Raw genomic sequence first — 13,054 nt, forward strand, 5'->3', positions numbered from 1 at the left:
GCCTGTCATAGTCTTACTATTCACACGCCCTTTCAGGATCGGACATTCAATGCGCATCACTGTCGATGTGACCATGACCTATCGCTTCACCGCACCCAATACCGTTTTCCTTGTCATCGAGGCCGCCCATACCGAAGGTCAGCAAATCGTCAGTGAATCACTGAATTTAGGCGATGCCACGGTCACCCGTATTTCAGGTGATTCCGGTGTGGGCGAACGGATATGGGCACAGGTTCCGGGCCAAGAGATGGTGCTTAATTACGCTGCCACCGTCGACATTACCCGGCCTAATACCACGCTATCCGGGCTGGCTGCGGATGAATTTCATCAGCTTCCCGCCGAGGTTGTGCCCTATCTGCGCCCCTCACGCTATTGCCAATCGGATAAATTTGTAGCCTTCGTCGAAAAACGGTTTGAGGATCTGGAGGGCGGCGCCAAGATCGATGCGATGCGCAACTGGATCGAAGAAGAGCTATCCTATGTTCCGGGAAGTTCGGTCGCGGATACGACTGTGTTGGAAACCTTCGCCGGGCGTCAGGGCGTTTGCCGTGATTATGCGCATTTGATGTGCACCTTGGCGCGCGCCGCCTCTATCCCTGCGCGGGCCGTAGCGGCCTATGGGCCGGATGTCACGCCGCCTGATTTTCATGCCGTGGCGCAGGTCTGGCTGGCGGGTGAGTGGCATCTGGTTGACGCCACAGGCATGTGCGCGCCCGATGGTCTGGCCGTGATTGCCGTGGGCCGCGACGCCTATGATATCGCCTTTATGGAGGCCCATGCCCCGGCAGAGCTGATCACGCAGCAGGTCAGTGTCAGCCGGGTCTGATTTCGTATGTAAACAGCGTTCAGGCCACAGGAATATCTTGCAAATCTTGTGGTCTGGCGGCATTCAGATCGGGTGACAAATATTGCGCCCCCTTACCCGCCGTCCCTGATCAGCCTAGGCTGGTCCACGCATTTTGCCGACCAGCTTACGGCTGATGACGCAGGCGCTGAACCGATGCGCATCGCGTCCGTGCATCGCGCGAAAATGCGTGCACAATCAAGCGAGCGGCAAATTGCGCTTTCGCTTTCGGTGCGGGTGAACACATCTGACTATGCCGTGGGCGATTGGGTGTTGGTGGAACCCGGCACGGGGCTGTTGCTGCGTCGTCTGGATCGGCAAAGCCTGTTGCAACGGCGCACCCAGGGCGCGCGGACACAGCAGCTGATCGCGGCCAATGTGGACACCTTGTTCATCGCCACCTCTTGCAACGAGGATTTCAATCCCGCCCGGTTGGAACGCTACCTTGCTTTGGCAAATGAGGCCCAGACAACACCGGTGATCGTCTTGACCAAACGCGATCAGGTCGATGACATCGCGCCTTTCATTGCGCAAGCCAGCGCATTGCAGCGTGATCTGCCTGTCGTCGCGGTTGATGGCACGTCGGATCAAGCTGTCTCTGCGCTTGCGCCCTGGTGTGCACCTGGGCAAACAGTGGCATTGATCGGATCTTCGGGTGTCGGAAAGTCGACGCTTCTTAATACCTTAACCGGAAAAACACCGGATGACGAAGACGCACAGCTGACCGGCGGCATTCGCGAAGATGACGCAAAAGGCAGGCACACCACAACCGCGCGTTCGCTACATCAAATGCCCGGCGCAGCCTTGGTTATCGACACGCCCGGAATGCGCACTTTGCATGTCAGTGACATTGGTCCGGGCATTGATGCGGTATTTTCTGAAATATCGGAACGTGCTGCCGATTGCCATTTTCGTAATTGCACCCATGCGCATGAACCCGGCTGTGCGGTGCAGGCCGCAGTGGTCGATGGCACGGTGACGCAGGCGCGGTTGGACCGTTGGCGCAAACTGACCGAGGAAAACGAAAAGAACACCCCAGTAGAGACCGGACCGCGCGGCAATAAGACCGCGCGCAAACGCGGCCGGCGTTGATCGTTACGCACACGGCCCAGGCCTAAGGCCCCTAGACATGGGACAGCACTAGCGGGCGATCAGCATAGCGCAAAACCTGAACCTCAGTGTCATACAGGGCGGACAGCCAATCCGGGGTCAGAACCTCATCCGGGGCGCCGCTAACCACAACACGGCCATGTTTCATGGCAACCAGATGATCGGCCCAAGCCGCCGCCTGATTAAGATCATGCACCACAATCACCACGGATTTTCCGGCATCGCGCAGATCGGAAAGCTTGCGCATCAATATCCGTGAATGCGCCATATCAAGATTGTTCAACGGCTCATCCAGCAAGACCCATGGCGTGTCTTGGGCAAATGTCATGGCCAGATGCGCGCGTTGCGCCTGACCGCCCGACAACTCATCCAGAAACCGATCCGCAAGCCCGCGCAGCGAAAATTGCGCAATCGCATCCGCCACCTTTTCATGATCCTCTGGCCCCGGGCGGCCATGACAGTGGGGCCAACGGCCAAAGGCGACCAATTCTGACACCCGCAACCGTGACGCCACCGCCGTATGCTGTCCTAAAAACGCCATCGTGCGCGCCAAGCGGCCCGAATGCGAGGTTGTCACATTTTGTCCGTCAACATCGATTGTGCCGGTTTGCAGCGGCTCAATCCGGCCGATCAGGTTAAGCAGGCTGGATTTTCCAGCCCCGTTTGGCCCGATCAACGCAGTGACAGATCCTTTTGGGATCACCGTGTTAATGTCTTGCAAAATCTTTGCGCCACCAATGGCATAGCTGACGTTCTTAATCTCGATCATCGGATCTTGCCTTTCAACAACAGCCACAGGAAAAACAGGCCTCCGGCAAATTCAATCACAACCGATAGGGTGGCCTGTTGCCCCAAAAGCCGTTCAAACACGGTCTGGCCGACAACCAGGATCGTAATTGCCACCAGCGCAGACACGGGCAAAAGCACACGGTGGCGCGCCCCCCCCGTCATATGGTTGGAAATCATATGTGCCAGCCCCGCTACGATCAGCCCGAAGAAGGCCACAGGCCCGACCAGCGCTGTCGACACGGACACCAAGATCGCCACCAGCACCAACGCCAAAATCACAATCCGCGCATGTGGTAAGCCCAGTGAGATCGCGCGTTCACGTCCCAATGCCAACACATCCAAACGTGGGCCAAGCCAGATCGCGGCCGCCAAGGCCAGCGCTGTAACCACAGCGGCTATGCTTAGGACATCGGTTTGCGCACGGGCAAAATTTGCAAAGCTGACCGATTGCACCGTGGCATAGGCGTTGGGATCCATCAGCCGTGCCAAAAGGCCCGATCCAGCGCGAAATAAGGTGCCAAGGATCACCCCGGTCAGGATCATCCGGGCAATGTCGCGTGCGCCCCTATGCAGCAATGTGCCAAACAGCGCCAGCGCCAGCCCGGTCATTAGCCCGGTTTCCAGCAAAAATTTCGGCGCGGATGCCAAAGCGGCAAACCCGGCCACGCCTAAGCTGGCAACCAACAGGGTTTGCATCATCACATATAACGCGTCGAACCCCATGATTGAGGGCGTTAAAATTCGATTTGCCGACACGGTCTGAAAAATCACCGTTGAGACTGCCACTGCGGCCCCAACGCAGATCAACGCACCAAGCTTCTTAGCGCGCAACATTAAGATAAAGTCGTAATTCCCTGAAATACCCTGAAATAGCCACATCGCGCAGCTAAGTATCAGCAACAGGAACAGCCATAGGATCGGATTACGCCACAGCGGAAACCGGCGCTGGGTCTGGGATGGGGCGATCACTGTATCAGACATCCGTCGGCCCCATTGCTGCTGCCTTGGACGGGCGCGCAGGTCGCCACAACAGCCACAGGAATATCCCCGCACCCAACACACCTAAGATGGTCCCTGCCGGGATTTCAAACGGTGCCACAATAACCCGCCCGATGATGTCGCAGGCCAAAACCAAAGCCCCACCCCCCAATGCCGTAACAGGCAGCGCCGCGCGCAGATTGTCACCGATCAGGCGGGCGATGATATTGGGCACCACTAGCCCTACGAACGGGATCATCCCGACAGACACCACAACCATCGCGGTGACCACGGCCACAACGGCCAGCCCCAGACGCATGACGGCCCGCGGGCTAAGCCCCAGCGCCGTCGCAGCCTCTGGCCCCAGCCCCAAAATCGCGAAACGGTCCGCTGCAAAAAATGCAATCCCGGCGGCAAGCCCCGCGATCCACAGCAATTCATACCGCCCAGCGATTACGCCCGAAAACTCTCCTGTCATCAGCCAGGTGGCAATGAATTGCATCATATCCGTCTGCCAGCCGATCCATGTTACAATTGCGCCAATCACCCCCGACAGCACAATCCCCGCCAAAGGCACCAGTAGCACCTCTCGTGGAGGGAGCTTGCGGATCATTTTTACAAAGATTGAGGTGCCGATCAGCGCAGAAACGCTGGCTGCAACCATCTTGATCCAGATAGACGCCTGAGGCGCGATCAATGTCACTGCCAACAGACCCAATGCCGCGCTTTCGGCAGTGCCTGCGGTGCCCGGTTCAACGAAGCGGTTTCGCACGATCTGCTGCATCACAACCCCGGCCACCGCAAGGGCCGAACCTGTCAATAAAGCCGCAATCGTGCGCGGAATGCGCGATACGGTCAGGATCATCATACCGCGCGGGTCTGACAGATCCATCTGCGCGACCCCAATAAAGACACTTATCGCGGCGAGTATGAAAATAAGCAGGCTAAGCCCGATCAAGATCTTCTTACGTGCTTGCACGGGCCGGCCCTCTCGGTCTGGATCAGCTATCTGCGCCGAAAGCCGCGTCGACCTGATCCAGCATTTCCATCATCGCCTGATAGCCGCCACCAGCAATATAGGCATCTGCCGCGTTCAGATAAAGGATATGACCGTTCTTGGCGGCATTGGTTTGCGCCACAAGCGGGTTGTCCAATGTATCTTTTGCGGATTCACCTTCTGCGCCGATTGCGGCTCCGCGATCAATCACGAACAGCCAATCCGGGTTATGCTCTGCAATGAATTCAAAGCTGATTGCATTGCCATGTGGGTCCACGGCCAGCCCCTGTGCAGCCTGTGGCAGGCCCACGGCGTTATGGATCCAGCCAAAGCGCGACCCAACGCCATAGGCCGAAATTTTCGGTCCATTGGTCAAAACCACCAGCGCAGTGCCTTGGTTCTTGGCTTCGGCCTGCACCTTATCCAGCTTAGCTTGCAAGGCGGCATCCATCTGTGCGGCCTTATTTTCCAAACCGAAGATCGTGCCATAGGCCGCCAGGCGTTTGCGCGAATCCCCAATGATGTCTTCACCGATGGTCATATCAATCGCGTTCGACAATTGCGCCACATCTTGTAGCTTCGGTGCGGAGCGCCCGCCGACGATTGTTAAATCCGGGTTCAGACCGGCCAGCTTTTCCAGATCGGGTTCAAAGATTGTTCCAACCGGCGTGGCGCTGTCCAGATGTTCCAACCGCTTCAGACGCAGATTGTCGATGCGCCCCGTTGGCACAACCCCCAACGCATCCAGAGTATCCATCGCAGCCATATCATAGACCGCAACGCTTTCAGGATTGGCTTCTAGCGTGACTGGGCCGCGCGCGGTTTCAATTGTTACTTCCTGTGCCCATGTCGCGATCGGGGCAACAGATGCTGCAAGGGCAAGAACGGCGGCGGTGATACGCATATATCTCTCCAATATTTTGGTGGCGGCACGGCAGTGGCAACAGAATTGACTGCATGTACTAGGTAATAGACAGGATTTAAAACGAAGCGTCCTGCGCGTCCAGCGCATATCTTACAGTTTTTATCACCTTTGACACCTACCCCGCCACGCTCTCGCAGATGTGAGTGTAATTGAAGGGGTGAACCCGTAAAACCCTGCGTATATCAGCATAAGGCGTGTTTTGGTTCACAGTGGATGCAGCGCATGTCTTACTGCCGATTGCCGTTAACTTCACCTATCTGTTGGCAGATATGCGTCTGACGCATATCATTCAGTAAAGATTGAATAAGCAAAACTATGAAATGTTTCGCCGGACTAACCGGTATTTGTCGTATGATATTGTGAATGCTGCAATTGCAAAACACGGGCTAACTGCCGCGCCCCTAAACGAGTGAGACAGGATAAGTGCAAGAGACCTTCAAACCGACATTTCGCCAACTTTTGCCGGTGCTTTGCGCTGCCCCTCGTCATACGATCTATGCGATTGCGTTTGGCGTTATGGCGGGTGGCGCAGTTGCACAGCAACAAGCTGCACAAGGCCCATCCAAGGTGGGCGTAATTACAATGACGCCCGAAGATGTCCCCTATTCCATCACGCTGCCGGGCCGCGCCATCGCCTATGAGCAGGCCGATATCCGCCCCCGCGTAGAGGGCATGGTGACCGCTATCCCATATGCCTATGGCCAGCCCGCCAAGAAAGGCGATGTGCTGTTTAAAATTGAGCCAGATACATATGAGGCCGAGCTGGCTGCGGCAGAGGCCGATGTATCTTCGGCGCAGGCCTCAGTTCAGACCGCACAATCCGCTTATGACCGCTATAGTCAAATTGAGGGGATCGGCGTCACGAAATCCGATCTTGAAACCGCTGCGGCCACGCTGGCATCGTCAAAAGCGACGTTAAAATCGGCCGAAGCCGCATTGCAAACCGCACAGTTGAACTTGGACCGCACCTCTATCGTCAGCCCGATTGATGGCGTGGTCGAGGTACCCGAAGTGTCCGTCGGGACGCTTGTCACCGCCAATCAGACCGACATTTTGACCACCGTCACCCGGTTGGATCCGATCTATGTCGATGTGTCAGAATCCTCTGCACAAATGCAGCGTCACCGCAATTGGGTGGCCAGTGGCGAATTGACCTTGGCTGATCAGGTCGGCGTCAGCCTGACATTGGAAACGGGCGAACAATACTCCGGTTCCGGTCGGATGATCAGCCCTTCGGCCGTTGTGTCCGATACCACTGGCACGGTGGATTTTCGGATTGAATTTGACAATCCCGACGGAAAAATCCTGCCCGGACAATTTTTGCGCGCAAGCCTGACATTGGGCACGAAAACCGCTGTTTTGGTGCCACAAAATGCAACGCAGCGTTCCGCAGATGGCACGCTTTCGGCCTTCATTGCCAAGGATGGCACTGCGCAAAAAACCCCAATCACCACATCAGGCAGTTATGACAATGCCTGGGTTGTGACCTCCGGAATCGAACAGGGTGATTTGCTGATCGTCGACGGGTTGAAAACGCTGCAAGATGGGGCCGCGATTACCACGGTGGCTGTCACCATTGATGCGGACGGCGTCGTGCATGATGTGGACGGAGATACCGCAGCTGATGGCGCGACAGATGCCCCCGCGGCGGGGAGCGAGTAATCCGAAATGGTCAATTTTTTCATTCATCGCCCCGTTTTCGCGTGGGTTCTGGCCATCGTTACGATGCTGGCCGGGGCGTTTTCCATCACCCTTTTGCCGGTGGCGCAATATCCCGAAATCGCGCCCACAACGGTGCGCATTTCGGCCACCTATAACGGCGCCACGGCAGAGGCCGTGCAATCCTCTGTAACGGAAACGCTGGAAGATTCTCTGACTGGGTTGGATGGGCTGTTGTATATGGTCTCCTCCAGCTCGCAAGGGTCATCATCGATCACGCTGACCTTTGACGAATCTGTTGATCCAATTGACGCGCAAAATGATGTGCAAAACAAAATCAGCCGAGTCGAAAGCCAATTGCCCGATAGTGTGACACAACAAGGGGTGACCGTTTCACGCTCCTCCTCGTCGATCTTGCTGGTCGCGGCGCTGGTCTCGACCGACAACCGCTACAGCCAGGTCGAATTGGGCGATATCGTATCAAACCAAATTGAGGGACCAATTCAGCGGCTTGAAGGGGTTGGTTCGATCAATTCCTTTGGCTCTGGCTATGCGATGCGGATATGGTTGGATCCGTTGTCTTTGGCGCAATACAGCCTGACCGCCGCAGATGTGACCAGCGCGGTGCAAGCGCAAAACACCAATGTGTCTGTGGGCTCTTTGGGGGATCAACCCTCGGTCAAGGGGCAGACATTCACCGCGACGATCACCGCCCAAAGCCAGCTTAGCACGGTCGAAGAATTTGAGAATATCTTGCTGAAAACCGATGCGGATGGCGCAGCCGTCTATCTGGGCGATGTGGCGCGCGTTGAAATCGGGCAGGAGAATTACGGCACGTTATCACGCTATGACGGAGCGAATGCGGCGGGCTTTGGTGTAAACCTTGCCACGGGTGCCAATGCCGTCGATACGGCGGCTTTGGTCCGCGCCAAGATGGACGAGATCGCGCCATCACTGCCCGCCGGTGTTGAGGTCGCATACGCTTATGACACCTCTCCCTTCGTCGAGCTATCAATTGAAAAGGTCGAACACACGCTGCTGGAAGCTATCGCATTGGTGCTGATCGTTATTCTGGTGTTCTTGCAAAAATGGCGCGCGACGCTGATCCCGATCATTGCGGTGCCTGTGGTTTTACTGGGCACCTTTGGCGTGTTGATGCTGTTTGGCTATTCGATCAACACATTGACAATGTTCGCGATGGTATTGGCGATTGGTCTGTTGGTCGATGACGCGATTGTCGTGGTGGAAAACGTTGAACGCGTAATGGAAGAAGACGGGCTGGACCCGGTGGCCGCGACCGAAAAATCCATGGGCCAGATCTATGGCGCCTTGATCGGTATCGCACTTGTCCTGTCTGCCGTGTTCTTGCCAATGGCGTTTTTCGGCGGCTCGACCGGTGTGATCTACCGGCAGTTTTCGGTGACGATCATCACTGCGATGATCTTGTCGGCAGCGGTGGCCATTATCTTGACCCCCGCGCTGTGTGCGACCATGCTTAAATCCGGCGAGGGCGAAACAAAATTCCCCCCCGCACGATGGTTCAACCGCAATTTTGAACGGATGACCAATGGCTATGGTGCCGTGGTGTCCAAACTGTTGAAAGTGCCGGTGCTGGTGATCGGCGCGCTTTTGGCCATCGGGGTTGGTGCCGGTTTTGTCTACAAACAGATCCCGGCCTCTTTCTTACCGACCGAGGACCAGGGCTCGATCATGATCATGGTGACATTGCAAGAAGGCGCGACACAGGCGCAGACACGTGATGTTGTCGCCGATGTCGAAGAGTATTTGCTGAATGAAGAAAGCGACACGGTGAAATCGACCTTTGGCGTCTTGGGGTTCTCCTTTGGCGGCAGCGGGCAAAACGCCGCAATGCTGTTTGCACAGCTGCAAGATTTCGACAACCGTGAAGATAGTGATCAAGCCGCTGGCGCTTTGGTAGGCCGGGCCATGGCCAAATTTGGTGCCTCGCGTGCGGGGCAGATCATCTTCATGCAGCCACCGGCTATTCAGGGGATGGGAAATACCTCTGGCTTTTCGATGTATCTGGTGGATCAGGGCAATAACGGCACTGATGCGTTGCGTGCCGCCGCCAATGAGCTGGTCGCAAGCGCCAATCAAAATGATGCTGCCACGGCGGTTCGCGTCAGCAACAACGAAGACGAGGCCGCGCTGCGCGTCAATATTGATCAGCAAAAAGCCGAAAGCTTTGGCCTGACATTGTCCGAAGTGAATTCGCTTCTATCGGTCATTTTTGCCTCGTCTGACGTCAATGATTTCGACATGAACGGCAATTTGAACCCGGTGATCGTACAAGGCGAGGCGCAATGGCGGATGCAGCCAGAGGACATTGGCAAATGGTATGCCCGCAATGCCGATGGGGATATGGTGCCCTTCTCGGCCTTTATGACCACATCATGGGAATCGGTTGCCCCGGCACTGACCCGCTATGGCGGCACACAGGCGATTGAGGTTCAGGGTTCGGCTGCGGATGGCTATTCCTCAGGTGAGGCGATGGATGTGATGGAGCAACTGGTTGCAGATATGGATGGTGGATATGGATCGGCCTGGACCGGGATGAGCTATCAAGAACGGCAATCAGGTGATCAGGCGCCTTTCTTGTATGCGCTTTCCGTTCTGGTCGTGTTCTTGTTTCTGGCGGCCTTGTATGAAAGCTGGTCGATTCCGTTTTCGGTGATGTTGGCGGTGCCGGTAGGGGTTTTGGGCGCCCTATGTGCGGCATGGGCCTTTGGACAATCCAATGACGTGTATTTCAAGGTTGGGCTTTTGACGACCATTGGTCTGGCGGCAAAAAATGCGATCTTGATTGTGGAATTCGCCAAGGATCTGGAGGCGGAGGGCAAGAAATTGATCGAGGCCACCGTAGAATCCGCCAAGATGCGTCTGCGGCCAATCTTGATGACATCGCTGGCCTTTATTTTGGGGGTGGTGCCGCTGGCACGCGCCACAGGCGCCGGTGCAGCAGCGCAAAATGCCATTGGTATCGGTGTGTTGGGGGGCATGTTCGCGGCCACATTCATCGGCGTCTTCATGGTGCCCAGCTTTTATGTGGTGGTGCGCAAACTGACCGATAAAAAAGCCCGGCAACAAAAAGCCTAAGGCAGATACGATTCCAAAACGCCCGCGATCCAATTGGACGCGGGCGTTTTAACTGGGCTGGCCAATATCAGATCACGGACGCCAAACGGCGCATCCGATCATTCGCGCAATTCCGCATCCCAATACAGAAAATCCATCCAGGTCTGATGCAGCTCATTCTCCGAACCTGGCAGGCCTTGTGCCGCGCGGTCCAATTGATACCCGGTCGGCGCATAAGGTTTACGCAGCAATTTCAACCCGGCCTGCGCAGGTGTCTTACTGCCCTTACGCAGATTGTCTGGCCCGCAGCAGCTGACGATATTGGTCCACTCCGAACGCCCGCCTTTGCACCGCGGCACCACATGGTCAAAGGTCAGATCCTTCGCAGGCAGCCGTTTTCCACAATACTGACATTGGAATTTATCGCGTAAAAATACGTTATACCGGGTAAAGGCGACATGTTTGCGCTGCCGATATTTTTTCAATGCGATAACGGCCGGCACCTCGTAATCGCGTGAGGCGGAATGGATATACACATCGTCATAGGCTTTGACCTGAATGACGCGATCTTGGAACACAGAGACAAGCGCCTGCTGCCAGCTGCATACCGAAAGCGGCGCATAGCTAAGCGGTTGCATATCCGCGTTTAAAATCAATGTGCGAAGGGAGTGGACTGGGGCGTTCATCGAAAGGCCTCCTGACCATCAGTCTGGTCGTAACATGTGGAAAAATATGAATATGTCATGGGGAGCGTGCGAGTTTTTGTGCAGCTGCAGGCGCAGGGCTTTGCCAAAAATAAAAGCGCGTGAAGATCACGCGCTTTAGTCAGACTGGTTTGAAGGCAGATATAGATCAGATGCATCTGACCGCGCCGTATCCTTAGACTGCTACGGCTGTATGCCCGCCGCATATCTTGGGCGCGCAGGCCCATGCTACTGGGGATCATCAGGCGCGCAGACAGGTGGCGCAGATCACGTTGAACACTCGCCCCAGGACGCTGTGTCTTGCCTTCGTGAATGTCACCATATCGCTGCATCATGGCTTTATCATCGCCTAACTCAGGTCATCTGTGGTGGCATGGGCCGGCATGCCCGCCCCTGCCAAATGGTTACGTCAAGCCCTTGGCCTGTCTGTCACTATATCCCGTGTCTGCAATCTGACAAGCCCATCAATTTACCAGATCTTCACGGCAAGTGGCCCGATCTTAGGGACGATTTTTAACACGGTGATGACAGTCCAAGGCCACGGTTACTTGGGAAGGTTTTGCACCAAAAAACCTAGCGCTGCGGACAGGCCATCTGGGGCAATGCCATGGGCGGTGCCTTTCATGACATGGGCGTATACCTCAAACCCCGCCGAGACAAGCGCATCACCCGCCAACCCCATATCGGCAAAGGGCACCACATCATCAGCATCGCCGTGGCACAGCAAAACGGGCGGTTTTGACACAGCTTCGCCGGCCAACGCCTCGGGCCGTAAAAGCCGTCCTGAAAAGCCAACAATCGCCGCGATTGGCTCCGCGCGCCGCGGCACCACTTGCAGCGCCATCATAGTGCCCTGGCTGAATCCAACCACCGCCAATTGGGCTGCCGTAATGCCTTCTTGTTCCAGCACTGTATCCAAAAACGCGTTCAGATCATCGGCTGCTGCCATAAGCCCCTGCGCGGCCACAGCCTCGGATGAGCCATCCAACCAAGGGATCGGAAACCATTGCCGTCCATAAGGGTTGCCCACACAGGGTTCGGGCGCATCAGGGGCCAGAAACACCGTATCGGGCATATGTGACGCCAATGGATCGGCCAATCCCAACAGGTCTTTACCATCGGCACCATAGCCGTGCAAAAACACCACCACTGATTTCGTTTGACCAGAGACAGACGCCTTGCGTCCGGTTTGTAATTCGCGCGTCATGGCGCCACCCCTTCTCGTTTCTTGTGATAGGCATAAAAGGCCCAAAGCCCGCGCGCCGCAACTGATCGCCACGGCGACCATGGCAGTGCCATCTGCAAAAATTCGCGCGGTCTGGGCCGGTTTTTTAGATCAAAAACCAGCCGTGCAGCCTCGGCTAGGGCCAGATCATCCACTGCAAAGACATCTGCACGCCCCAAGGCGAACATCAGATACATCTCGACCGTCCAGCGGCCAATGCCCGGAATTGGCAACAGCTGGGCATAGACCTCGGCATCGGGCAGATCCCGCAATGCAAAGAAATTAACATCGGATTGCGCCAAGGCCAGAAGATAGCGCGCTTTGGGTCGTGACACACCGCATGCGCGCAAGGCCTCCGGCGTGGTTGCGGCGATAGAATTGCGCTGGGCCAGCCCGGCTGCGATCAGCTTTCCACGGATCGCCGTGGCCGCCGCAACCGAAACCTGCTGCCCCAAAATCGCATCGCGCAACGCGTCAAACCCGTCTTCGCGCCGACGCAGCGGCCATGGCCCCGTTAGTGATGAAATATTGGCAAAGCGAGGCTCCACCCGGCACAACCATTCGGTGCCAAGTGCGACATCTGCCTCATTTTGGATCATCTGAACCGTCATGGCGCCACCCTGCCCGATTGTGCACAGCTGCGAAAGCCCCCCAAATCCGCCAGCTTTGCCAAACATATCCCAGTTTGATCCATGCTTGCACCCCGCGCCGTGCGCCGTTACCCATT

11 protein-coding genes are annotated in these 13,054 nt (G+C 56.3%); 4 read left to right on the top strand and 7 right to left on the bottom strand.

Annotated features, from left to right (window positions below; all coding sequences use genetic code 11):
• Positions 1–49: 49 nt before the first annotated feature.
• Entirely contained in the window at positions 50–826 is a 777-nt protein-coding gene (locus tag BFP70_RS14115) for a transglutaminase family protein (protein ID WP_066012297.1), read from the top strand.
• Positions 827–898: 72 nt separating this feature from the next.
• Positions 899–1,936 (top strand): ribosome small subunit-dependent GTPase A, encoded by a 1,038-nt coding sequence (rsgA, locus tag BFP70_RS14120; RefSeq protein ID WP_066012339.1) that lies wholly within the window; start codon positions 899–901, stop codon positions 1,934–1,936.
• Positions 1,937–1,967: 31 nt separating this feature from the next.
• Here rsgA and BFP70_RS14125 read toward each other — a convergent pair whose 3' ends face one another.
• From BFP70_RS14125 to BFP70_RS14140, 4 genes are all read right to left on the bottom strand, one after another.
• Positions 1,968–2,723, bottom strand: coding sequence for an ABC transporter ATP-binding protein (locus tag BFP70_RS14125; protein ID WP_066012298.1), 756 nt, complete (start codon positions 2,721–2,723; stop codon positions 1,968–1,970).
• Positions 2,720–3,622 carry an iron chelate uptake ABC transporter family permease subunit gene (locus BFP70_RS14130; protein WP_066012340.1) on the bottom strand — a complete coding sequence of 301 codons (903 nt, stop codon included), beginning with the start codon at positions 3,620–3,622 and terminating at the stop codon, positions 2,720–2,722. The genes BFP70_RS14125 and BFP70_RS14130 overlap by 4 nt, the downstream gene beginning before the upstream one ends.
• Before the next feature lie 94 nt (positions 3,623–3,716).
• Positions 3,717–4,700, bottom strand: coding sequence for an ABC transporter permease (locus tag BFP70_RS14135; protein WP_369820209.1), 984 nt, complete (start codon positions 4,698–4,700; stop codon positions 3,717–3,719).
• A 22-nt stretch (positions 4,701–4,722) separates the two neighbouring features.
• A complete protein-coding gene (locus BFP70_RS14140; RefSeq protein WP_083217523.1) occupies positions 4,723–5,622 on the bottom strand; it encodes a siderophore ABC transporter substrate-binding protein in 900 nt (299 codons plus the stop codon).
• A gap of 444 nt (positions 5,623–6,066) precedes the next feature.
• Here BFP70_RS14140 and BFP70_RS14145 point away from each other — a divergent pair, with 444 nt between their 5' ends.
• Positions 6,067–7,305, top strand: a complete 1,239-nt coding sequence (locus BFP70_RS14145; RefSeq protein ID WP_255356719.1) for an efflux RND transporter periplasmic adaptor subunit — start codon at positions 6,067–6,069, stop codon at positions 7,303–7,305.
• Between the two features lie 6 nt (positions 7,306–7,311).
• Positions 7,312–10,419, top strand: a complete 3,108-nt coding sequence (locus tag BFP70_RS14150) for an efflux RND transporter permease subunit (RefSeq protein ID WP_066012299.1) — start codon at positions 7,312–7,314, stop codon at positions 10,417–10,419.
• Positions 10,420–10,517: 98 nt separating this feature from the next.
• Here BFP70_RS14150 and BFP70_RS14155 read toward each other — a convergent pair whose 3' ends face one another.
• The 3 genes from BFP70_RS14155 to BFP70_RS14170 all read right to left on the bottom strand — a co-directional run bounded on the left by BFP70_RS14155 (position 10,518) and on the right by BFP70_RS14170 (position 13,004).
• Entirely contained in the window at positions 10,518–11,084 is a 567-nt protein-coding gene (locus BFP70_RS14155) for an HNH endonuclease (RefSeq protein WP_066012300.1), read from the bottom strand.
• Positions 11,085–11,646: 562 nt separating this feature from the next.
• Positions 11,647–12,309, bottom strand: a complete 663-nt coding sequence (locus BFP70_RS14165; protein ID WP_066012302.1) for an alpha/beta hydrolase — start codon at positions 12,307–12,309, stop codon at positions 11,647–11,649.
• A complete protein-coding gene (locus tag BFP70_RS14170; RefSeq protein WP_369820210.1) occupies positions 12,306–13,004 on the bottom strand; it encodes a DNA-3-methyladenine glycosylase in 699 nt (232 codons plus the stop codon). The genes BFP70_RS14165 and BFP70_RS14170 overlap by 4 nt, the downstream gene beginning before the upstream one ends.
• Between the last annotated feature and the right edge of the window lie 50 nt (positions 13,005–13,054).

Origin of the sequence: Thioclava sp. SK-1, assembly GCF_001705665.1 — a bacterium.
GTDB lineage: Bacteria > Pseudomonadota > Alphaproteobacteria > Rhodobacterales > Rhodobacteraceae > Thioclava.